This window comes from Rathayibacter sp. VKM Ac-2759, from assembly GCF_009834225.1.
Classification (GTDB): Bacteria; Actinomycetota; Actinomycetes; order Actinomycetales; family Microbacteriaceae; genus Rathayibacter.
The window spans coordinates 1,452,450-1,474,557 of the sequence record NZ_CP047176.1; the positions used below are offsets into that span (position 1 = coordinate 1,452,450).

Below are 22,108 nucleotides of genomic sequence, written 5' to 3' on the forward strand. Positions count from 1 at the left end.
ATCGGGTTAATCGTCTCCGGAGTCGGCGGACCGACCCCGCGCTCCTCGACTACTCTCGCTGGTGGCGGGCCCGAGCCGCCGCGGGGAGAGTGGTGGCGTGCCGAGGGTCAAGGTCGGCGGAGCTCGCTCCGCGACTCTCGAGCCGGTCGTCGCGCACACCCAGCGCCGCCCCCTCGGCGAGAGCACCCAGACCCTCTTCCCCCTCGTCCTCGACGCCGCCGCGGTCGGCCGCGCGGGGAGCGATGCCCCCGCGCTGCTCGAGCGCTACGCGGCCTGGGGCGGCAACGCCGTCGTCGTGAGCGACGCCGGACGCTCGACAGAGGGCGCTTCGGCCGTCGGCGGCTGGCTCTCCGGGCGCCGCGACCGCGATCGGCTCCTCGTGATCGGCCGCTTCGGAGCCCCGGCCGGAGGCGTCGCCTCTCCCGGTGCTCTGGTGAGCCGGGTGGAGGAGTCGCTCCGCCGCCTCCGCACCGACCGGTTCGACGTGCTCGCCGTGCGCCCCGACGGAGCCGGGCGCCTCGACGAGCTGCTCGCCGCCGTCGAGGTCCTGCTCGCCCGGGGCCTCGCGCGCTCGGTCATCGCCTCCGGCTTCGCCGCCGAGGAGCTCTTCGAGGCGCGCGTACTCGCGGGCCACGGCCTCCCGCGCTTCACCGCCGTCGAGGTCGGCTACAGCCTGCTCGAGCGCGACGAGGCCGAGGGCGACGTCGGCCTGGTCGCGGCCGGTCAGGGCCTCTCGCTCGTCTCGACCGCCCCGCTGGCGCACGGCTTCCTCCGCGGAGTCGCGCGCAGCAGGAGGGAGCTGAGCCGGCTCCCGGACGGGAACCGCGCGCTCGTCCACGCCGGTCGTCGAGGGCGCCGCGTCCTGGCCGCCCTCGACGCGATCGGCACCGAGCTCTCCGCCGGTCCCGCCGCCGTCGCCCTCGCCTGGCTCCTCGCGCGCCCGCGGCTGGTCGCGGCGACCGTCGATCCCGGGAACGCGTCCGAGGTCGACGCGCTCGTCCGGGCGGTCTCGCTCGACCTCGACGAGGGGCACCTCGCCGCCCTCGAGCGCGCGCGCCGCTGACGCGCGGCCCTCGCGCGACAGAGCCGGTCGTCCGGCACCGGCGTGGCCTACGCTGGGTCGGATGAGCAACGGCGTGGCACTCCCTCTCGAACAGCCGGAGACGACCATCGGGGCCGCGGGCGGCTCCCTGGTCCGCCGGTCGGTCCTCCCGAGCGGAGTCCGGATCCTCAGCGAGGCGGTGCCCGGGGCGCGCAGCGCGACCATCGGCTTCTGGGTCGCCGCGGGCTCCCGCGACGAGGCGCCCGCCCGTCCCGGAGTCGGCGGAGCACCCGGCACGCCGTCGAACTTCGGCTCGACGCACTTCCTCGAGCACCTGCTGTTCAAGGGGACGCGGACCCGCACGGCGCTCGACATCGCCGTGTCGTTCGACTCCGTCGGTGGCGAGCACAACGCGCTCACCGCGAAGGAGTACACCTGCTACTACGCCAAGATCCAGGACCGCGACCTCCCGATGGCCGTCGAGGTCATCGCCGACATGGTCACCTCGAGCCTGCTCGACCCGGCCGAGTTCGAGACCGAGCGCGGCGTGATCCTCGAAGAGCTCGCGATGGCCGACGACGACCCGGCCGACGCGGCGAGCGAGCGCCTGTTCGAGGCGGTGTTCGGCGAGCACCCGCTCGGGCGGCCGATCGGAGGCAGCGCCGAGACGATCGGCGAGGCGACCCGCGACGCGGTCTGGTCGCACTACCGCGCGGCCTACCGCCCGAACGACCTCGTCGTGACGGTCGCGGGTGCCGTCGACCACGAGGCTCTCGTCGCGCTGCTCGGCCGGGTCCTCGCCGCCGACGGCTGGGACCTCGAGACGCCGGCGTCGCCGGTCGCCCGCCGCGTGGGCGGCTCCGCCTCCTTCACCCGCGGCACCCCGCTCTCCCTCGTGCACCGGCCCACCGAGCAGGCGAACCTGCTCATCGGCTTCCCCGGCCTCGCCGCGGCCGACGAGCGCCGGATGACGATGGGCGTCCTCAACTCGATCCTCGGCGGCGGGATGTCCTCCCGGCTCTTCCAGGAGGTGCGCGAGAAGCGCGGGCTCGCGTACTCCGTCTACTCCTTCGCCCCGTCCTACTCCGACGCGGGCCTCTTCGGCCTCTACGCCGCCTGCACGCCGGCGAAGGCCGGCACGGTCGCCGAGCTCCTGCTCAGCGAGTTCTCGCGCCTGGCCGAGCACGGCGTCACCGCCGACGAGCTGCGCCGGGCCCGGGGCCAGCTCTCGGGCGCCGCCGCGCTCGCCCTCGAGGACTCGGACACCCGCATGTCCCGTCTCGGCCGCGCCGAGCTGACCTTCGGCGAGTTCGTCGACCTCGACGAGAGCCTGCGACGGCTCTCCCGCGTCAGCGCGGAGGATGTCCAGGCACTCGCGGCAGACTTGTCGAGGGGGCCGTCGTCGATCTCGGCCGTCGGCGCGGTCGACGACTCGACGTTCGCCGGAATCGCCGAGATCGAGAGCGCTCCCGCGGTCTGAACGGATCGCACGACCGCTGACCGCGCATCGCCGCGCCGCACCAGGGAGGACCCCCGTGTCCCACTACATCTACCTCGTCCGCCACGGTGAGCAGCAGGACGCCGAGCACGGACTCCCGGACGGTCCGCTCTCGGCGCGGGGCGAGCGTCAGGCGCGACTGATCGCCGAGCGCCTGGGCGGCGTGCCGTTCACCGGGGCGTGGCACTCGCCGCTGCGCCGTGCGGAGGAGACCGCCGCGCGCTTCCAGGCCGTCCTGCCGGGGCTCGCCATCGAGCCGTCGTCGCTGCTGTTCGACTGCATCCCCTCGGGCCCCACCCCCGACATGCCGCGCTCGTTCGAGCCGTTCTTCGGCAGCGTGACCCCCGCCGAGATCGAGGCCGGGCACGCGCAGATGCAGGACGCGGTCGCCGAGTTCCTCGCCCCGTCGCGGGAGGACCGTCACGACCTCCTGATCACGCACAACTTCGTCATCGGCTGGTTCGTCCGCCACGTCTTCGACGCGCCGGACTGGCGCTGGCTGGGCGTCAACCAGGCGAACTGCGGTCTCACGATCATCCGGGTGCGCTCCCGGAAGCCCCCGGTGCTGGTCGTGCACAACGACCTCGCCCACCTCCCCGTGGAGCTGCGCACCGGCCTGCCCGAGGTGCAGCCCTACTGAGCAGCCCCTAGCGTGTCCGGGTGACCACGACACTCCTGCGCCCCGGCTCCGATCACGACGTCGACGCGTGCGTGCGGGTGTGGATCGAGGCGCTCGCGGCCCGCGACGGCCGCGTGCCGGCCGGCACCGAGGAGCGCGCCCGAGCGAAGCTCGCCGCGCCGCGCGTCTCCTTCGTCGTCGCCGGGGACGCCGGCACGGTCGACGGCGTCGTCCTGGTGTCGGCGCCCGGGAGCGGCTTCGCCGAGGACCCGCCGCACGCCGCCTACCTCTCGCTGCTCGCCGTGCGGCCGTCGGCCCAGGGAAGGGGTCTCGCGCGCAGGCTGCTCGCGGCGGCCGAGCGCGAGGCGGCGGACGTCGCCGACGAGGCCGTGCTGCACGTCCTGGCCGGCAACGAGGCCGCGCGGGCCCTCTACGCGTCGGCGGGCTGGACACCCGCGGGGGAGGCGTTCCCGCATCCGCTCTCGGGTGCCCCGGTGATCCCGCTCCGGCGACTCCTCCGCCACTGATCGTTAGGCTGAGCGGGTGACTACCTCCGTCGCCGTGGTCGGCGCGTCCGGCAAGCTCGGCTCCCTCACCTGCTCTCTCATCGAGGCGTCCGACGCGTTCGAGCTCGTCGCGCGCCTGGGCTCGCGGAGCGACCCGCGCGAGATGCTCGCGGCCGATGTCGTCGTCGACATGACGGTGCCCGCGGTCAGCCAGGGCATCGTCGACCTGGCGGTCGCGAACGGCAGGAAGGTGCTCGTGGGCACCTCCGGCTGGACGGGCGACCGGATCGCGACCCTGCGCCGCACGGTCGAGGCGCAGCCCGACGCCGGGGTCGTCATCGTCCCCAACTTCTCCCTCGGCTCCGTCGTCGCGACGGCGCTGGCGACCGTGGCGGCGCAGTTCTTCGACGCGACCGAGATCATCGAGACGCACGGGGCCCGCAAGGTCGACTCCCCGTCCGGCACGGCGGTGCGGACGGCGGAGCTGATCCTGCAGGCCCGCGCCGAGCGGGGCCCGGTGGAGGCGCCGCACACCGACCAGCGCGCCCGCGGCCAGCAGGTCGCGAGCATCCCGGTGCACAGTCTCCGGCTGCCCGGGGTGGAGGCGCGCCAGGAGGTCGTCTTCGGAGGCACCGGCGAGACGGTCACGATCCGGCACGACACCTCGTCGCCGGCGTCCTACGAGGCGGGCATCCTCCGCGCTCTCCAGGCCGTCGTGACGACGACGGGAGTCGTGGTGGGCCTGGACGCGCTGCTCGATCTCCGCGCGGCCTTCGACGCCGCACCGCTCGCCGCGCGCGCGACCGACGAGCCCCCGGTGGTCGACGACGTCCCCTCGGGCCAGGCGGCCGCCGCGACGAGCGCACCGTGAGGACCCGCATCGGCGTCGGGCTCATGGCGGTCCTGCTCGCCCTCTACCTCTTCGTCTGCCTGCAGTACTCGGTCGTCGCGTTCGCCGCGGGCACCGTGCCCGGGATCGTGATGGGCGTCGGACTGCTCATCCTCGGCGGCATCGGGGTCTGGGGTCTCGTCCGCGAGCTCCTCTTCGGCGTCCGCGCCGAGCGGCTCGCGCGCCGCCTCGAGCAGGAGGACGCGCTGCCGCAGGAGGTCCTCGACTCGCGCGAGAGCGGGCGGCCGCTCCGCGCGGAGGCGGACGCGCTCTTCCCGCGCTACGCCGAGGAGGTCGACGCCCACCCCGAGAGCTGGCGCGCCTGGTACCGCCTCGGCCTCGTCTACGACGCGAGCGGCGACCGCAAGCGGGCCCGCGGGGCGATCCGCCGCTCGATCGCCCTCGAGCACGAGGCTCCGGCCTAGTTCAGGACCCAGCCGAGAGCCTCGGCCACGGTCCCGTGCCGGAAGGCGAAGCCGTCGTCGATCAGGCGCTGCGGCACCAGCTGCTGGCTCGAGAGCAGCAGCTCGTGTCCCGCGTCCCGCAGGGCGAGCTCGATGATCTTCTCGGGTACCGCCAGCTTGAACGGCCGGTGGAGCTGCTCGGCGAGGGTCCGCATGACCTCGTTCGCCGTGGCCGGTGCGGGGCCCGCCAGGTTGACGGGGCCGGAGAGGGTCGAGGTGAGGAGGTGGCGGATCGCCGCCGCCTCGTCGTAGAGGCTGATCCACGGCCAGAACTGCTCGCCGCTGCCGAGCGGTCCGGCGAGGCCGAAGCGGGTCAGCGGCAGGAGCGGCTTGAGTGCGCCGCCCTGGCCGAGGACGAGACCGGTGCGGAACGTGACGACCCGCGTGGTCTCGGGCGCGAGGTGCGCGGCCTGCTCCCAGCTCTCGACGACGTCGGCGAGGAATCCCTCGCCGCGCGCGGACTCCTCGGTCAGCTCCTCGCCGGGCCGGTCGCCGTAGTAGCCGACGGCGGAGGCGTTGAGCAGGATCGTGGGGGGAGTGGTCGCCATCCGCATCGCGTCGGTGATGGTCTGCGTGGCCTTCACCCGCGAGTCGAGGATCTCGCGCTTGTACGACGAGGTCCACGGCAGCCGGCTGATCGAGGCGCCCGAGAGGTTGATCACCGCGTCGACCCTGTCGAGCACGCTGAAGTCGAGCATGTGCGACGTCGGCGCCCAGTGGAACTCGTCCGGGCTGGTCGGGGCGTGGCGCACGAGGCGGAAGATCTCGTGGCCGTCGGCGCGCAGCTGGGCGGTCAGCTCGGAGCCGATCATCCCGCTCGCTCCCGAGATCAGCACGCGGAGGCGCCGGGGCGGCTGCGGATCGGTCGCGGCATCCGGCAGCACCGACGGGCGCGGCTCGGTGGAGCGGTGGGACCGGCGTGCGGATCCGGCGGTCGCGCCCTCTCCGTCGTGATCGGAGTGGCGTGCGGATGAGTCGCTCATGGGGCCTCCCGAGGCTCGTCGCGGGCGGCCCGCGAGGCGGGTCCAGCCTAGGACGTCAGGCCCGGGAGCCCGCCGAGCGCCCGAGGAGTCTCGCGCGGACGAGGAGGAGGTAGAGCTCGCAGCCGAGGCAGAGCCCGAAGGCGGCGTTGAGGAACGCGGCCAGGAACGCGACGGCGGCGGCGATCGGGACGGCACCCGGGACTCCGGCCACGTGCAGCACGACTCCGGCGCCCGTCACGATCAGGCCGATGAGCTGCGCGAAGCGCGGCGGGCGGGCGTCCTCCCACTCGGCCGGAGGCGCGAGCCGCGGCCGCACGAGGCGGCGGAAGACGACGGCCCACGGGCCGGACCCCACTCCGCGCGCCGCCGACCAGGCGAACAGCGCCGCGAGCGCCAGCAGCAGGAGGAAGCCGGGCTGCAGGAGTCGCTCCGGCCCGTCCGCCGCCGGGGTCGCGAGGCCGAGGCCGACCGTCGCGAGCAGGAGGACCGCGGTGATCGAGGCGGCGAAGCGCGGCCCGCGCGGGTCGACGAGGCCGCGAGGGGACGTGCTGCCGGTCATCGTGCGGTCTCCAGTCTGTCGAGCTCGTCGAGGACGACGGCGCGGGTCGGGGCGCCGCCGATGCGGCTCCTGGCGATCCCGTCGGCGTCGAGCACGAGCAGTGTCGGGGTCTGCCGCACGCGGAAGCGGTCGGCGAGGTCGGCGCGGTGCGTGAGGTCGACGTCGAGGTGCACGACCCCTGGCCGCTCCCGGGCGACATCGGCGAGCATCCGGCGGACGGCCGGGCAGCGGGTGCAGAACTCGGTCGAGAACTGGACCACGGTGGCGGCGCCTCCGAGGACCGCTCCGTCCACGAGCCCCGAGGGGTCGATCCGCTCGAGGGACGCCGTCGACCGGGCACGCCCGGTCGCGCGCCGATGGGCGAGACCGAGGGCCGTCGCGAGCGCGACGAGCGCCAGCAGTGCGGCAGCGACGACGAGGGGATCCACGGGTCGACGGTACGTCGAGCCGCCACCGCACACCCGTTCATGACGTCGTGAGACGCTCGGGCCGTGCTCTAGGGTCGAAGCCGTGACCGAGCAGAACGCCCCCGAGGGCGACTTCACCTTCCGCTCCGATGTCGTCGTCGAGCTGATCAGGTCGAGCGCCCACGACTCCGACGTCCTCTTCGCGGCCCGCGTCTCCACGCAGGGCGAGCAGACGCTCGCCGCCGCCCTCGACGACGAGGACGCCGACGCCGAGAAGCAGCGCACGCGCGACCGCGGCCTCATCAACTACCTGATGCGCGACCGGCACGGCTCCCCGTTCGAGCACAACTCGATGACCTTCTACGTGCAGGCGCCGATCTTCGTGTTCCGCGAGTTCATGCGGCACCGCATCGCCTCCTACAACGAGGAGTCCGGCCGCTACCGCGAGCTCCGCCCGGTGTTCTACGTGCCCGGCCCCGAGCGCCGCCTCGTCCAGGTCGGCAAGCCCGGCGCGTACTCGTTCGAGCCCGGCACGCCCGAGCAGACCGAGCTCGTCGTCGCCGAGACCCGTCGCGCCAGCATCCAGGCGTTCGAGGCGTACCGGCGGATGCTGGACCAGGGCGTCGCCCGCGAGGTCGCCCGCATCGTGCTGCCGCTCAACATCTACTCGTCGATGTACGTGACGCTGAACGCCCGCTCGCTGATGAACTTCCTCTCCCTGCGCACCAAGCGCGAGGACTCGACGTTCCCCTCCTTCCCGCAGCGCGAGATCGAGATGGCCGCCGAGCAGATGGAGCAGCACTTCGAGCAGCTGATGCCCCTCACGGCCGCGGCCTTCACCGCGAACGGCCGCGTCGCCCCGTAGCCCCGTCCTCGCGGTGGGGGCTCTCCCCGCCGGGGCGCCGCGTCGCCGGTGCGTGGACGCTCTGCAGGTGCCGGTGCGGTGTGCAGGTGCCGGTGCGGTGTGCAGGTGTCGGTGGGGAGAGAGCGTTCTCCTCCGCGTGATCCGGGCGAGGAAGGCTCGATCTCCTGCAGATCGCACGCGCGCGTCTCCTCCACAGCCGTCACGAGCGCACCCGTGTCCACCGATCAGGGCGTCAGCCCCGCGGAGGCTGTGCCGGGCCCGGCACGATCGCCCCGTGCGCGCATCGACGACGACCATCCTCCGCTCAGGCGGAGTCGTGAAGACCGAGCAGTTCCTCCGCGAGGGATCGACCGCCCGGCAGCTGAGCCACGCCGTCGTGGGCGGATCGCTGGTGCGGGTCCGCAAGGGCTGGTACGCCTTCCCCGGCCTGGATCCCACGATCGAGCAGGCCTTCCGCGTCGGGGGAGTCCTCGCCTGCGCCACCGCCGCCGTCTCCCACGGACTGTGGGTTCCCCGCTTCAGCGGACTTCACGTCAGCGTGCCTGCGAACGCGTCGCGACTGCGCGATCGGGAGCGGCACGACCTCCGCCTGCCTGACGGAGGGAACACCGTCGTCCACTGGTCGAAGGACGCTCCGCGGCCCTGCGCGCTCATCCGGGATGTCGAGGACTGCATCGTCGAGGCGGCGTTCTGCCGAGGAGCTTAGTTCGCGTTCGTCCTCCTCGAATCGGCGTTGAGGCTCCGCCTCATCGGAGGGGAGGGGAAGACCCGCGTCCTCTCGAGACTGCCGGTCGGCATGCGCGCAGAACTGCGCTGGGCCGGACCCGCCTCCGAGAGCGGCCTGGAGTCGATGGTCGCCTTCCGACTGCGCCGCCTCGGGATCCGGTTCCGCCAGCAGGTCCGGATCGGGGGTCGCCGCTTGGATTTCCTGATCGGTGAGGTCCTCGTCCTCGAGATCGACGGAGCCGCGTTCCACGACGCCGATCGCGACAATCGGCGCGACATCGAGCTCGGGCGTCTCGGGTACCGGACTCGCCACTACCGCACGCAGACGATCGAGCTGCACTGGCCGTCCGCCGAGGCCGACATCCTCGCCGCGCTCTCCCGCGGCGACCACCTGCGCACCTGACGTCCTCGTCACCCTCACCCGCCCGAGGTGCAAGAAGCGCTCGCGCGGTGCGATCTGCAGGAGCGGACGGTGCGATCTGCAGGAGATGCCGGCTCCTCGGAAGCGAACGTGCGGAGAATTGGTCGGTTTCTTCTGCAGGCTCCTGCAGATCGTACCGTCGCCTGCAGAGCGCACCGTCGCCTGCAGACCGCACCAGCCGGCCCCCGAACCGCCACCGGATCGACTCCGACCGCCCCGCCGCCGACCCGATACCCTGATGCTCGTGTCAACTCCGGAGAATCCTTTCGGCCAGGTCCTGGTCGCCCTGGTCACCCCGTTCACCGCCGACGGCGAGGTCGACTGGCCGGGCGTCGAGAAGCACATCGACGACTGCATCGGCGCGGGTGCCGACGGCATCGTCGTCACCGGCACCACCGGCGAGACGAGCACGCTCACCGACCCCGAGAAGATCCGTCTCGTCGAGGTGGGCAAGGCCGTCGCCGCGGGCCGCGCGAAGATCATCACCGGAGGCGGCTCGAACGAGACCGCGCACGCCATGCAGCTCGCGCGGCAGAGCGAGAAGGCCGGCGCCGACGGCAACATGATCGTCACGCCGTACTACAACAAGCCCACGCAGGCCGGCATCCTCACGCACTTCCGGATGATCGCCGACGCGACCGACCTGCCCGTCATCCTCTACGACATCCCGGGGCGCACCGGCGTCCCGATCCGCTACGAGACGATCCTCCGCGCGGCGAAGCACCCCAACATCCTCGCCGTGAAGGACGCCAAGGGCGATCTCTCCGAGGTGAGCCGGGTCCTCAACCAGACCGACCTGATGTACTTCTGCGGCGACGACGCGAACGTGCTCCCCGAGCTCTCGATCGGTGCCGCCGGGCTCATCGGCGTCACGGCGAACATCGCCGCCGCCCCGTACCGCACCATCGTCGACGCGGTGAACGCGGGCGATCTGCACGCCGCCACGCGCGCGCACCAGCAGCTCGAGCCGCTCGTGCGCGCCGTCATGACCCACGTCCCCGGCACCGTCGCGGCGAAGTACATCCTGCACGGCCTCGGCCGCATCTCCTCGCCCCGCGTGCGGCTCCCGCTCGTCGGCCCCGAGGAGTCGGAGGCGGCGCTCATCGAGGACGAGCTCGGCCTGGTCCGAGACATCCCCGGAGTCGACTTCCGCAACTTCCGACCCGACCGCAACGCGGCGGCCGGCGGCGCTCTCCCGAAGATCGCGGGCACGACGCGCTGACGCCGCTCCCACCCCGGCCACGACGAACAGAGGAGGGCGCGCATGCCCGGTCCCGTGATCATCCCCGCGCCGCTCGCGGCCGGCACCCTGCGGATCATCCCTCTGGGCGGTCTCGGCGAGATCGGCCGCAACATGACCGTCTTCGAGATCGACGGCAAGATCCTCGTGGTCGACTGCGGTGTGCTCTTCCCCGAGGAGAACCAGCCGGGCGTCGACCTGATCCTGCCCGACTTCGGCCCGATCAAGGACCGGCTCGACGACATCGTCGGAGTGGTGCTGACGCACGGGCACGAGGACCACATCGGAGCCGTCCCCTACCTCCTCCGGCTCAAGCGCGACATCCCGCTGATCGGCTCCACACTGACCCTCGCCCTGGTCGAGGCGAAGCTCAAGGAGCACCGGATCACCCCCTACACCCTCGCCGTGAAGGAGGGGGACGTCGAGAACCTCGGTCCGTTCGAGCTCGAGTTCGTGGCCGTCAACCACTCCATCCCCGATGCGCTGGCCGTGGCGATCATCACCGACGCGGGCTCCGTGCTGCACACCGGCGACTTCAAGATGGACCAGCTCCCGCTCGATGGCCGGATCACCGATCTGCGCGCCTTCGCCCGCCTCGGCGAGGAGGGCATCGACCTCTTCATGGTCGACTCCACGAACGCCGACGTGCCCGGATTCACGCCGAGCGAGCGCGACATCGGCCCCGTCATCGAGGCGGTCATCGCGAAGGCGACGCGCCGTGTGATCGTCGCGAGCTTCTCGAGCCACGTCCACCGGGTGCAGCAGGTGCTCGACGCCGCGCACGCCAACGGACGCCGCGTCGCGCTCCTCGGCCGCTCGATGGTCCGCAACATGAGGATCGCCGCCGATCTCGGCTACCTGAAGGTGCCGCAGGGCGTCCTGATCGACGTGAAGAAGGCCGGGGACATCCCCGAGGACGAGATCGTCTACATGTCGACCGGGTCGCAGGGGGAGCCGATGGCGGTCCTCAGCCGGATGGCGAACCTCGATCACCAGATCGAGCCGGGGGAGGGCGACACCGTCATCCTCGCCTCCAGCCTCATCCCCGGCAACGAGAACGCCGTCTACCGCGTGATCAACGGGCTGACGAAGCTCGGCGCGACCGTCGTGCACAAGGGCAACGCGAAGGTCCACGTCTCCGGCCACGCCGCGGCGGGCGAGCTGATCTACTGCTACAACGTCCTCAAGCCGACCCACGTGATGCCGGTGCACGGCGAGTACCGCCACCTCGTCGCCAACGCGAAGCTCGCCAGGGACACCGGTGTTCCGGAGGAGAACACGATCATCGCCGAGGACGGCACGGTCATCGACCTCGTCGACGGCACGGTGACCGTCGTCGGCCGGCTCGATCTCGGCTTCGTCTACGTCGACGGGTCGTCGGTGGGCGAGATCACGGACGCGGATCTGAAGGACCGCAGGATCCTCGGCGAGGAGGGCTTCATCTCGATCATCGTCGTCGTCGAGGCGGGGACGGGGCGCCTCGTGGTCGGGCCGGAGATCCACGCGAAGGGCTTCGCCGAGGACGACCGCGTCTTCGACGAGGTCGTGCCGCGGATCGCGCAGGCGCTCGAGGAGGCGGTCCAGAGCGGAGTGAGCGACCCGCACGCGCTCTCGCAGAGCGTCCGACGGGTGGTCGGACGCTGGGTCAACACCCGCTTCCGCCGGAGGCCCATGATCGTCCCGCTGGTCATCGAGGCCTGACCCCACCGTCTCCGTCTGGCCGATCGCGCTGTGACCGGGCACACTGTGCGCGGAGGATCGTCGCACCACTCATCCGTCCGGAGGCCCGCGTGGACTACTCGATCCGCTCCGCTCGCCGCGACGACGCCCCGTTCCTCGCCGACATGCTCGTCGAGGCCGCCACCTGGACGGGCGGGACCTCCCGCACCCGGGTCGACGTGCTCGCCGACGAGGCGACCCGCCGCTACATCGCGGGGTGGCCGCGCGCGGGCGATCTCGGCTCCGTGGCGGCGACGGCGGACGGCGAGCGGATCGGAGCCTGCTGGACCCGCCTGTTCACCTCCGCGGTGCCCGGTCGCGGGTTCATCGCGCCGGGCGTGCCGGAGCTGACCCTCGGTGTGCGCCCGGTGCACCGCGCCCAGGGGGTCGGGAGGGCGCTCGTGCGCGCGGCGATGGCCGACGCCCGGGCGGCCGGGTACGCGCGGATCTCGCTCAACGTCGCGAGCGACAACTTCGCCCGCCGCCTCTACATCAGCGAGGGCTTCACCGTCGTCGCCGATCGGGGCGACGCCGAGACCATGGTCGCCCTGCTGCGCTGAGCACCGGCGCGGGTCCGCGGCGTTGTCGGAGGCGCCGGGTACGGTGGCCTCATGGCGACGAGCACCAAGACGACCTCCCGCGGGCGGGGCAGTGCGTCCGCGCGCTCCGGCGCACCGCGTTCCGGCCGCGGCTCGGGGCGGGGTGCCTCCGAGAAGGCCACCGTCGCCTTCGAGTCGGCCCCGCGCACGAACGTCGTCGTCCGCGTCTGGATGACGCTGGCGCACGTGGTCGGCGGTGCCGCCCGCGCCCTCGGCCCCGAGCGGCTCGCGAAGGAGGAGCGCCGCGACGGCGTCCCCTTCCTCCTCGTGCTCCTCGCCGTCTCCGGCGCCGTCGTCGAGTGGTTCCTGGCCACCGATCCCGTCGCGAAGGTCCTCGACGCCTGGACCTTCGGCGCGCTCTTCGGCCGGGTGGCCTACGTGCTCCCGGTCGTGCTCCTGCTCTTCGCGCTCTGGCTGTTCCGGCACCCGAGCTCGGTCGACGACAACGGCCGGATCGGGGTGGGGCTCACGTTCCTCCTCGTCGCGTCGGCGGGCATCTGCCACGCCCACCTCGGCGCTCCGGCGCCCGGTGTGGGCATCGAGCTGATGGCCGCGGCCGGAGGCGTGCTCGGCTGGCTGGTCGGGGCGCCGCTCGTCGCCGTGGCGACGGTGCCGGGAGCCACCGTCCTGCTCTCCGCGATCATCCTGCTCTCGCTCTTCATCATCACCAAGACCCCGCCCCACCGCGTCGGAGCGCGCCTGCGCGAGCTCTACTCCTACCTCTTCGGCACGCCCGTCCTCGACGACGAGGAGCGCGCCCGACTCAAGGCCGAGAAGGCCGAGGCGAAGGCCGCCGCGAAGGCGCAGGCCGAGGCGGTCGACGAGCAGGAGGACGGCGGCGAGCTGCCGTGGTGGCGCCGCACCGACTCGGGGCGCGAGGACGAGCCGACGGTGCAGACCGAGCTGCCGATCGACTCGCTCACCGAGGTCATCGAGACGCCGAAGGGCCGTCGCGGTCGCGCGAAGGGCTTCGACACGGCGCTCGAGGAGCACGACGAGCCGGCCGATCCGCCGACGCGGTCCTACGCCACCGAGGTCATCTCGGAGGCCGAGAGCGCCGAGGCGGCCCTCGCCCGGTTCGACAAGGGCACCGGCACCCGCCCGCTCCCCGGGGTCGTCGACGACGACGCGACCGGCGTCATCAGCCTCGACGACCTCGACGTCGCCCCGGCCGTGCCGCTGCCGCCCGTCATCGAGACGGGGCCGATCGCTCCCCTCCTGAGCGCCGAGCCGACCGCCGAGTTCGACTCCTCCTTCGAGGACGACGCCCCCTACCGCCTGCCGTCCGCCGCAGCGCTCTCCACCGGGACTCCGTCCAAGGCGCGCTCCGCGGCGAACGACGAGATGGTCCGCGCGATCACCGAGGTCCTGCAGCAGTTCAACGTCGACGCCACCGTCACCGGCTTCTCGCGCGGGCCGACGGTCACCCGGTACGAGATCGAGCTCGGCCCCGGCGTGAAGGTCGAGCGGGTCACCGCGCTGAGCAAGAACCTCTCGTACGCGGTCGCCAGCAACGAGGTCCGCATCCTCTCGCCGATCCCCGGCAAGAGCGCCATCGGCGTCGAGATCCCCAACACCGATCGCGAGATCGTCTCGCTCGGCGACGTCCTCCGCTCCGCCGCGTCGACGTCGTCCACGCACCCGATGACCATCGGCGTCGGCAAGGACGTCGAGGGCGGGTACGTCGTGGCGAACCTCGCCAAGATGCCGCACCTCCTCGTCGCCGGGTCGACCGGGTCGGGCAAGTCGAGCTTCGTGAACTCGATGATCACGAGCCTGCTGATGCGGGCCCGCCCGCAGGACGTGCGGATGGTCCTGATCGACCCCAAGCGGGTCGAGCTGACGATCTACGGGGGCGTCCCGCACCTGATCACGCCGATCATCACGAACCCCAAGAAGGCGGCCGAGGCGCTGCAGTGGGTCGTGAAGGAGATGGACATGCGGTACGACGACCTCGCGTCGTTCGGGTTCCGCCACATCGACGACTTCAACGCGGCCGTCCGCGGCGGAGACCTGAAGCTCCCCGAGGGCAGCAACCGCGTGCTCAAGCCCTACCCCTACCTGCTGGTGGTCGTCGACGAGCTCGCCGACCTGATGATGGTCGCCCCGCGCGACGTCGAGGACTCGATCGTCCGGATCACCCAGCTCGCCCGCGCCTCGGGCATCCACCTCGTGCTCGCGACCCAGCGCCCGAGCGTCGACGTCGTCACCGGGCTCATCAAGGCCAACGTGCCGAGCCGCCTGGCGTTCGCGGTGACCAGCGTCACCGACTCCCGCGTCATCCTCGACCAGCCCGGAGCCGACAAGCTCATCGGCCAGGGCGACGGCCTGTTCCTCCCGATGGGCACGAACAAGCCCATGCGCGTGCAGGGAGCGTGGGTCCGCGAGGACGAGATCGCGAAGGTGGTCGAGCACGTCACCCGCCAGGCCCAGCCGGAGTACCGCCAGGACATCACGGTGCAGGCCCAGCGCAAGGAGGTCGACTCCGACATCGGCGACGACCTCGAGCTGCTGATCGCGGCGGCCGAGCTGGTCGTGAGCACGCAGTTCGGCTCGACCTCGATGCTGCAGCGCAAGCTCCGCGTCGGCTTCGCCAAGGCGGGTCGCCTGATGGACCTCCTCGAGTCGCGCGAGGTCGTCGGCCCGTCCGAGGGGTCGAAGGCGCGCGACGTCCTCGTCACCGGCGAGCAGCTCCCCGGGGTGATCGAGCGGATGCGGGGCGGTGACGCCGCCCCGGCCCCGTCCGCGGTCGCGCCCGATCCCTACGAGGATCCGCTGGCCGAGCCCGCGGGTCCGGTCGCGACCGACTACCACGACGACGACGAGGGCTCCGGCGACGACGCCTGGGCGCTGACCGGGCGCGACTGAGCCGTGTCGCGCCACCACCGGATCCCGACCACCACGAGCGACGGAGCAGCATGAGCACCCCGACGGCCGGAACGCCCGCGCGCTCCGGCAACTGGAACCTGCCGAACGCGATCACCGTCGTCCGGATCCTGCTGGCGCCGCTGTTCTTCTGGCTGCTGCTGGCCGACGGGGGAGAGGACGGAGGGCTGCGCATCGCGGCCGCCCTGCTCTTCATCGTCGCCATCGCGACCGACGGGATCGACGGGCACATCGCGCGCAGCCGCGGACTCGTCACCGATCTCGGGAAGCTCCTCGATCCGATCGCCGACAAGGTGCTCACGGGCGCCGCTCTCATCGGCCTCTCGATCCTCGCCGAGCTGCCGTGGTGGGTGACGATCGTCATCCTCGCCCGCGAGATCGGCATCACGGTGTTCCGGATGGCCGTGCTGTCGGACCGGGTGATCCCGGCGTCCCGGGGCGGCAAGCTCAAGACGATCGTGCAGTCCGTCGCGATCTCCCTCGCCCTCCTCCCGCTCTGGCTCGTCCTCGGCGAGTGGGTGCACTGGCTCAACGGCCTCACGATGACGGCCGCTCTCGTGCTCACCGTCGTCACGGGGATCGACTACCTCGCCGACGCGGCGCGCCAGAGCCGGGCCGCGCGCAAGCGCCCGTGATCGCCGAGCCGCTCGTGCGGGCTCTCGCGGAGCGCGGTCTCGGGCTCGCGGTCGCCGAGTCATTGACGGGCGGGGCGGTGAGCTCGGCCGTCGTCGAGGTCCCCGGTGCCTCCGCCGTCTACCGCGGTGCGATCGTGAGCTATGCGACCGACCTCAAGCACCGTCTCCTCGGGGTCGATGAGGCCCTCCTCGCCGAGCACGGGCCGGTGCACCCCGAGGTCGCCCTGCAGATGGCGCGCGGCGCCGTGTCGGCGCTCGGTGCCGACGGGGCGCGCACGGTCGGCGTGGCGACCACGGGGGTCGCCGGCCCCGACCCGCAGGACGGTGCGGCGGTCGGGACGGTCTTCGTCGCCGTCGTGCTCGGCGACACCGAGCAGGTGCACGCGCTGCACCTCGAGGGCGGGCGGGCCGCCATCCGAGCCGCCTCGGTCACGGCGGCGCTCGAGGCGGCCACCCGGCTGGCGACCTCCTCTCCCCTGTGAATCACCCCTCTTCTCCGATCAGTTCCGGATCGTGGAATGCGCCGCGTTTCGCCCGGGTTACATCTGACGTCGCTCACACGCAAAGTCCAGTCATCCGGTATTAGAGTCGACGCACACGAACCGGGTAGTGAACAGCTATCCGGTTCCTTCGTACTCAGCCCCCTCGATCAGAATGCGCCCTCATGGCGCCTTCGCATCGACCGGGCCGGACGAGGTCGCGGTTGACGTGGAGAAGGAGGGTCCAATGGTTCTGGTTCGTCAAGAGATCGGCGATGTCCTCAGGGACTTTCGCCTGCAGAAAGGTCGCACGCTCCGACAGGTGGCGAGCAAGGCGAGTGTCGCGCTCGGCTACCTCAGCGAGGTCGAGCGCGGTCAGAAGGAGGCCTCCTCGGAGATCCTCGCTTCGGTCGCCGATGCGCTCGACACACCCATCTCGGTGATCATGCGCGAGGTCGGCGACCGCCTCGCCGTCATCGAGGGGATCGACACGATCCCCGACACCATCCCGGCCGACATGGTCGCCGGATTCGACGCGGACCTCATCGCCCAGTAGGCGGTTCCGCACCCTCCCCCTCCACCCACCGCACCCCGTTCCGCTCGCAGGGCGTCCGAGTCTCGACTCGGACGCCCTGCGGCGTTCCCGGCCGTTCTCCGGGCCCGTTAGCGTGGGGGGATGCGATTGAGCGAGTTCCGTCAGCTGGTCGACGACGAGTTCGGCCCCGCCTACGCCCGCGTCCTCGTGTCGGATCTCGTGCTGACCGAGCTCGACGGCCGCACCGCCGAGCGGGCGCTGCAGGACGGCGCAGAGGCGCGGGAGGTGTGGCAGGCCCTCTGCCGCGCCAACGACGTGCCCGAGGCGCGCTGGCACGGGATCGACCCGAAGAAGCGGCGCGACTGAGCCGTCCGGGTCTCGGCGCACCGAAGTCGTGTTCGACACGCCGCGCCACCGTGCTCGAACCCCTGTTCGATCGGGTCTAGGCTCCTCAACAGAAGCAGAAGCCGCTCGTTCTCCACTGAGCGGCTCTCGCTCGGCCCCGATGTCGGAGGTCGGGCGTACCGTCGAGAACAAGTCAACGGACCTGCTTCACCGCCTTGTCGCATCCGGCCGGCGCACCGATCGGAGACACCGATCGGCCAGCACCGGCACGACGCGACAGCCTGTAGGCGATACCACCACGAGCACGAGAGCGAGACGGCCATGCCCAGTTCTTCAGACCGCGAGAAGTCCCTCGAGACAGCACTCGCCCAGATCGACCGCCAGTTCGGCAAGGGCGCTGTCATGCGCCTCGGCAGCGACGACCGCGCCCCGGTCGAGGTGATCCAGACCGGCTCGATCGCGCTCGACGTCGCGCTCGGGATCGGCGGGCTCCCGCGCGGCCGCATCGTCGAGATCTACGGCCCCGAGTCCTCCGGAAAGACCACGCTGACCCTGCACGCCATCGCGAACGCGCAGCGCAACGGAGGCATCGCCGCCTTCATCGACGCCGAGCACGCCCTCGACCCCGAGTACGCGAAGAAGCTGGGCGTCGACATCGACTCCCTCCTCGTCTCGCAGCCCGACACGGGTGAGCAGGCGCTCGAGATCGCCGACATGCTCGTCCGCTCCGGCTCGATCGACCTGATCGTCATCGACTCCGTGGCCGCGCTGGTGCCCCGCGCCGAGATCGAGGGCGAGATGGGCGACTCCCACGTGGGTCTCCAGGCCCGCCTGATGTCGCAGGCCCTCCGCAAGCTCACCGGTGGTCTCAACACCACCAACACCACGATGATCTTCATCAACCAGCTGCGCGAGAAGATCGGCGTCTTCTTCGGAAGCCCCGAGACCACCGCGGGCGGCAAGGCGCTCAAGTTCTACGCCTCCGTCCGCCTCGACATCCGCCGCATCGAGACGCTGAAGGACGGCACCGACGCGGTCGGAAACCGCACCCGTGTCAAGGTCGTCAAGAACAAGATGGCCCCGCCGTTCAAGCAGGCCGAGTTCGACATCCTCTACGGCATCGGGATCTCCCGAGAGGGCAGCCTCATCGACTTCGGTGTCGAGCACGAGATCGTCCGCAAGTCGGGTGCCTGGTACACCTACGACGGCGACCAGCTCGGACAGGGCAAGGAGAAGGCGCGCCAGTTCCTCATCGACAACGCCGACATCGCGGCCGAGATCGAGAAGCGCATCCTCGTCAAGCTCGGCGTGATCGCCGATCCGAACGCGAAGGCCGAGGCGGCTCCCGTCGCGATCGAGACCAAGCAGCCCGTGCGCAAGGGCGCGTAGATCGTGCGCGAGAAGGCCACGGAGGGGCCAGGAGGCCGCCCCGTGGCCTTCCTGCCCTGGGTGAAGGACGAGTCGGCCACCGAGCCGGACGTCTCCGCCGAGACATCCGCTCCGGTCAGCGCGATCCGGCGGTCCGAGCCGGGTGCCGGCGATGCCGAGCGGATCGCGGAGCTGTCCGCTCATGTGGCACGGCGGTCGACGACCGATCCGCGCGAGGCGGACCCGCACGAGGCGGACCTCGAGATCGACGCTCCCGAGGAGCCCGATCCCGAGGAGATCGCCGATCGGATCGTCCGCGGGCTCTCGCGCAAGAGCCTGTCGATCGCCGAGGTCGAGGCGCGTCTCTACACCGAGGGCGTCGCCGAGAAGGACGCGCTCGAGATCGTCGAGCGGTTCACCCGGTTCGGCTACCTCGACGACTACAAGATGGCCGAGCAGCTCGTGCTGTCCCTGCGCGAGCGGAAGAAGCTCGGCCGCTCCTCGATCCAGCAGGAGCTGCGCGCCCGCAAGCTGGACGCCGACGCGATCGCCACGGCGCTCGACGAGTTCGACGGCGACGACGAGTACCGCACGGCGCTCGAGCTCGCGCGCAAGCGCCTCCCGAGCCTGCGGTCGCTGTCCGACGAGGTCGCGGAGCGCCGGTTGACGGGGTTCCTCGCCCGGCGCGGGTACTCGGGGGCGCTCGTCCAGCGTGTCGTGCGCGAGACGGTCCGCCGCCCCGGGTCGGGCGTCCGGTTCCACTGAGCCGAGCGGCCTGCCCGTCGGTCGGTGGCGCGTAGAATCGCCACCCATGAGCACGCTCGGCCCGATCCCCACCACCTCCGAGGCCCGACCGCGGACCTACGAGGTCCGCACGTTCGGCTGCCAGATGAACGTGCACGACTCGGAGCGGCTCAGCGGATCGCTCGAGGCGGCGGGCTACGTGCCCGCCGACGGCGCCGAGGCCGATGTCGTGGTCATCAACACGTGCGCGGTCCGCGAGAACGCCGACAACAAGCTCTACGGCAACCTCGGTCACCTCGCCTCGGTGAAGCGACGGCACGAGGGCATGCAGATCGCCGTCGGCGGCTGCCTCGCGCAGAAGGACAAGAACGTCATCCTCGACCGCGCGCCGTGGGTCGACGTCGTGTTCGGCACGCACAACATGGGCGCGCTGCCGAGCCTGCTCGAGCGGGCGCGGCACAACGAGGAGGCGCAGCTCGAGATCCTCGAGTCGCTGGACGTGTTCCCGTCCACCCTGCCCACCAAGCGCGACTCGACCTACAGCGGCTGGGTCTCGATCTCGGTCGGCTGCAACAACACCTGCACCTTCTGCATCGTCCCCTCGCTCCGGGGCAAGGAGAAGGACCGCCGCCCGGGCGACGTCCTGGCCGAGATCCAGGCCCTCGTGGACGACGGCGCGATCGAGGTCACGCTGCTCGGCCAGAACGTCAACTCCTACGGCGTCGAGTTCGGCGACCGGCAGGCGTTCTCGAAGCTGCTCCGCGCCGCAGGGGCCATCGACGGCCTCGAGCGCATCCGCTTCACGAGCCCGCATCCGGCGGCCTTCACCGATGACGTCATCGATGCGATGGCCGAGACGCCCGCCGTGATGCCGCAGCTGCACATGCCGCTCCAGTCCGGGTCCGACCGCATCCTGAAGGCGATGCGCCGCTCCTACCGGTCCGACCGCTTCCTCGGCATCCTCGACCGGGTCCGCGCCAGGATCCCGCACGCCGCGATCAGCACCGACATCATCGTGGGCTTCCCCGGCGAGACCGAGCAGGACTTCGCCGAGACCCTGCGCGTCGTCGAGGAGGCGCGGTTCGCCTCGGCCTTCACCTTCCAGTACTCGATCCGCCCCGGCACGCCGGCCGCGACGCTCCCCGACCAGGTGCCCAAGGCGGTCGTGCAGGAGCGCTACGAGCGCCTCACCGCGCTGCAGGACGCCATCAGCGAGAGCGAGAACCGCACCGTCGTCGGTCGCGACGTCGAGGTGCTCGTCGCCACGGGCGAGGGTCGGCGCGACAGCGAGACCCACCGGTTGAGCGGACGCGCCGAGGACAGCCGGCTGGTGCACTTCGACGTGCCGGCCGGCTCGGAGCTGCCCCGCCCCGGCGATGTGGTCTCGGTGCGGATCACGCGCGCGGCTCCGTTCTACCTCGTGGCCGACTCGCTCGACGGTGCACCGCTCCGCATCCGGCGCACGCGCGCCGGCGACGCGTGGGACCGCGCCCAGGCCGAGTCCTGCGGCGTCCCCGCGACGACACCGGCGGGTGCCGCACCGCGGGTGTCGCTCGGTCTGCCGGGTCTCCGAGTCCGCACCGCGACGCTCACCACTCCGATCTACGACACCGCCGATGGCGAGCGCTGAGGCCGAGCGCCCCGAGATCCTCGTCGTCGTCGGTGCGACCGGTACCGGCAAGTCCGAGCTCTCCCTCGATCTCGCCGACGCGATCCGGGGGGCCGGGGGAGCGGCCGAGATCGTCAACGCCGACGCGATGCAGCTGTACCGCGGGATGGACATCGGCACCGCGAAGCTCCCTCCCGCCGAGCGCCGCGGAGTGCCGCACCACCTCCTCGACGTCCTGGACGTGACCGAGGAGGCCTCGGTCGCGCGCTACCAGCAGGAGGCGCGACGGGTGATCGACGAGGTGCTCGCGCGCGGCGCGACACCGATCCTGGTCGGCGGCTCCGGCCTCTACGTCTCGAGCGTCGTCTTCGAGTTCACGTTCGCGGGGACCGATCCCGAGGTCCGCCGCTCGCTCGAGGAGGTGGGCGAACGGGAGGGCCCGGCCGCACTGTTCACCCGTCTGCGGGCGATCGACGCCGAGGTCGCCGAGCGGATCGGCCCGTTCAACCTCCGGAGGATCGTCCGCGCCCTCGAGATCGCCGAGCTCACCGGGTCGCCGCACAGCGCGCTGATGTCGGACGAGCCGGTCCCCTGGCGCCCGGCGGGCATCCTGATGCTGGAGGCGCCGCGCGAGATCCTCGTCGAGCGCCTCGATCGCCGGGTCGAGCGGATGTGGGCCGACGGGATGCTCGACGAGATCGAGCGCCTCGTCCCGGAGGGGCTCGAGCGCGGCGTCACCGCCGGTCGCGCGATCGGCTACGCCCAGGCCCTCGCGCAGCGCTCGGGGGCGCTGAGCCGGGAGGAGGCGATCGCCGCCACCCAGGCGCTCACCCGGCGCTACGCCCGCCGTCAGAACAGCTGGTTCCGGCGCTACGGGCAGGCGCACCGGATGCCGTTCGACGCGCCCGATCTGGTGGCGCGGGCGCTCCGTGCCGCACAGGTCCGAGCCTCCGCCCCTCGGTAGGCTGTC

24 protein-coding genes are annotated in these 22,108 nt (G+C 72.0%); 21 read left to right on the plus strand and 3 right to left on the minus strand.

Annotated features, from left to right (window positions below; all coding sequences use genetic code 11):
- Positions 1-97: 97 nt before the first annotated feature.
- From GSU68_RS06630 to GSU68_RS06655, 6 genes are all read left to right on the plus strand, one after another.
- Positions 98-1,063, plus strand: a complete 966-nt coding sequence (locus GSU68_RS06630; protein ID WP_159906620.1) for an aldo/keto reductase — start codon at positions 98-100, stop codon at positions 1,061-1,063.
- 61 nt (positions 1,064-1,124) lie between these two features.
- A complete protein-coding gene (locus GSU68_RS06635; RefSeq protein WP_159906622.1) occupies positions 1,125-2,522 on the plus strand; it encodes a pitrilysin family protein in 1,398 nt (465 codons plus the stop codon).
- Positions 2,523-2,577: 55 nt separating this feature from the next.
- Complete coding sequence (locus GSU68_RS06640) at positions 2,578-3,180, plus strand: histidine phosphatase family protein (protein ID WP_159906624.1); 603 nt, start codon at positions 2,578-2,580, stop codon at positions 3,178-3,180.
- Between the two features lie 20 nt (positions 3,181-3,200).
- Entirely contained in the window at positions 3,201-3,686 is a 486-nt protein-coding gene (locus GSU68_RS06645; protein WP_159906626.1) for a GNAT family N-acetyltransferase, read from the plus strand.
- A 16-nt stretch (positions 3,687-3,702) separates the two neighbouring features.
- Entirely contained in the window at positions 3,703-4,536 is an 834-nt protein-coding gene (gene dapB, locus GSU68_RS06650; RefSeq protein WP_159906628.1) for a 4-hydroxy-tetrahydrodipicolinate reductase, read from the plus strand.
- Positions 4,533-4,979: a hypothetical protein gene (locus GSU68_RS06655; RefSeq protein ID WP_159906630.1), complete on the plus strand. Its 447-nt coding sequence runs from the start codon at positions 4,533-4,535 to the stop codon at positions 4,977-4,979. Before dapB ends, GSU68_RS06655 begins: the two co-directional genes overlap by 4 nt.
- Here GSU68_RS06655 and GSU68_RS06660 read toward each other — a convergent pair.
- Genes GSU68_RS06660 through GSU68_RS06670 form a run of 3 tightly spaced genes read right to left on the minus strand, consistent with a single transcriptional unit; the run spans position 4,976 to position 6,988 of the window.
- On the minus strand, positions 4,976-6,001 hold the full coding sequence (locus tag GSU68_RS06660; protein ID WP_159906632.1) for a TIGR01777 family oxidoreductase: 1,026 nt from the start codon (positions 5,999-6,001) through the stop codon (positions 4,976-4,978). The two genes, GSU68_RS06655 and GSU68_RS06660, sit on opposite strands and share 4 nt — an antisense overlap.
- A 55-nt stretch (positions 6,002-6,056) precedes the next feature.
- Positions 6,057-6,560: a DUF4395 domain-containing protein gene (locus tag GSU68_RS06665; protein ID WP_159906634.1), complete on the minus strand. Its 504-nt coding sequence runs from the start codon at positions 6,558-6,560 to the stop codon at positions 6,057-6,059.
- Positions 6,557-6,988, minus strand: a complete 432-nt coding sequence (locus tag GSU68_RS06670) for a thioredoxin family protein (RefSeq protein WP_159906636.1) — start codon at positions 6,986-6,988, stop codon at positions 6,557-6,559. The genes GSU68_RS06665 and GSU68_RS06670 overlap by 4 nt, the downstream gene beginning before the upstream one ends.
- 82 nt (positions 6,989-7,070) lie before the next feature.
- Between GSU68_RS06670 and thyX the strand changes: the two genes are divergently transcribed.
- The 15 genes from thyX to miaA all read left to right on the plus strand — a co-directional run bounded on the left by thyX (position 7,071) and on the right by miaA (position 22,102).
- Positions 7,071-7,832 (plus strand): FAD-dependent thymidylate synthase, encoded by a 762-nt coding sequence (gene thyX / locus GSU68_RS06675; protein ID WP_159906638.1) that lies wholly within the window; start codon positions 7,071-7,073, stop codon positions 7,830-7,832.
- A 274-nt stretch (positions 7,833-8,106) separates the two neighbouring features.
- Positions 8,107-8,538, plus strand: coding sequence for a type IV toxin-antitoxin system AbiEi family antitoxin domain-containing protein (locus GSU68_RS06680; RefSeq protein ID WP_159906640.1), 432 nt, complete (start codon positions 8,107-8,109; stop codon positions 8,536-8,538).
- 90 nt (positions 8,539-8,628) lie between these two features.
- Positions 8,629-8,961 carry a DUF559 domain-containing protein gene (locus tag GSU68_RS06685; protein WP_159906642.1) on the plus strand — a complete coding sequence of 111 codons (333 nt, stop codon included), beginning with the start codon at positions 8,629-8,631 and terminating at the stop codon, positions 8,959-8,961.
- Between the two features lie 262 nt (positions 8,962-9,223).
- Positions 9,224-10,201, plus strand: coding sequence for a 4-hydroxy-tetrahydrodipicolinate synthase (gene dapA, locus GSU68_RS06690; RefSeq protein WP_159906644.1), 978 nt, complete (start codon positions 9,224-9,226; stop codon positions 10,199-10,201).
- Positions 10,202-10,243: 42 nt separating this feature from the next.
- Positions 10,244-11,920 carry a ribonuclease J gene (locus GSU68_RS06695; protein WP_159906646.1) on the plus strand — a complete coding sequence of 559 codons (1,677 nt, stop codon included), beginning with the start codon at positions 10,244-10,246 and terminating at the stop codon, positions 11,918-11,920.
- Between the two features lie 89 nt (positions 11,921-12,009).
- Positions 12,010-12,498, plus strand: a complete 489-nt coding sequence (locus tag GSU68_RS06700; RefSeq protein WP_244259418.1) for a GNAT family N-acetyltransferase — start codon at positions 12,010-12,012, stop codon at positions 12,496-12,498.
- Positions 12,499-12,549: 51 nt separating this feature from the next.
- A complete protein-coding gene (locus tag GSU68_RS06705; RefSeq protein ID WP_159906648.1) occupies positions 12,550-15,405 on the plus strand; it encodes a DNA translocase FtsK in 2,856 nt (951 codons plus the stop codon).
- A 50-nt stretch (positions 15,406-15,455) separates the two neighbouring features.
- Positions 15,456-16,058 carry a CDP-diacylglycerol--glycerol-3-phosphate 3-phosphatidyltransferase gene (gene pgsA / locus GSU68_RS06710; RefSeq protein ID WP_159906650.1) on the plus strand — a complete coding sequence of 201 codons (603 nt, stop codon included), beginning with the start codon at positions 15,456-15,458 and terminating at the stop codon, positions 16,056-16,058.
- Positions 16,055-16,540, plus strand: coding sequence for a CinA family protein (locus GSU68_RS06715; RefSeq protein WP_159906662.1), 486 nt, complete (start codon positions 16,055-16,057; stop codon positions 16,538-16,540). Before pgsA ends, GSU68_RS06715 begins: the two co-directional genes overlap by 4 nt.
- Before the next feature lie 244 nt (positions 16,541-16,784).
- Positions 16,785-17,093: a helix-turn-helix transcriptional regulator gene (locus GSU68_RS06720; RefSeq protein ID WP_056042334.1), complete on the plus strand. Its 309-nt coding sequence runs from the start codon at positions 16,785-16,787 to the stop codon at positions 17,091-17,093.
- Between the two features lie 120 nt (positions 17,094-17,213).
- Entirely contained in the window at positions 17,214-17,438 is a 225-nt protein-coding gene (locus GSU68_RS06725; protein ID WP_159906664.1) for a DUF3046 domain-containing protein, read from the plus strand.
- 300 nt (positions 17,439-17,738) lie between these two features.
- Entirely contained in the window at positions 17,739-18,806 is a 1,068-nt protein-coding gene (recA, locus tag GSU68_RS06730; RefSeq protein ID WP_159906666.1) for a recombinase RecA, read from the plus strand.
- A 42-nt stretch (positions 18,807-18,848) separates the two neighbouring features.
- A complete protein-coding gene (locus GSU68_RS06735; RefSeq protein WP_159906668.1) occupies positions 18,849-19,550 on the plus strand; it encodes a regulatory protein RecX in 702 nt (233 codons plus the stop codon).
- A gap of 46 nt (positions 19,551-19,596) precedes the next feature.
- The gene (gene miaB / locus GSU68_RS06740; RefSeq protein WP_159906670.1) at positions 19,597-21,159 is read left to right on the plus strand and encodes a tRNA (N6-isopentenyl adenosine(37)-C2)-methylthiotransferase MiaB; all 1,563 of its coding nucleotides are present in this window, start codon (positions 19,597-19,599) and stop codon (positions 21,157-21,159) included.
- A complete protein-coding gene (miaA, locus tag GSU68_RS06745) occupies positions 21,146-22,102 on the plus strand; it encodes a tRNA (adenosine(37)-N6)-dimethylallyltransferase MiaA (protein WP_159906672.1) in 957 nt (318 codons plus the stop codon). Before miaB ends, miaA begins: the two co-directional genes overlap by 14 nt.
- Positions 22,103-22,108 lie beyond the last annotated feature (6 nt).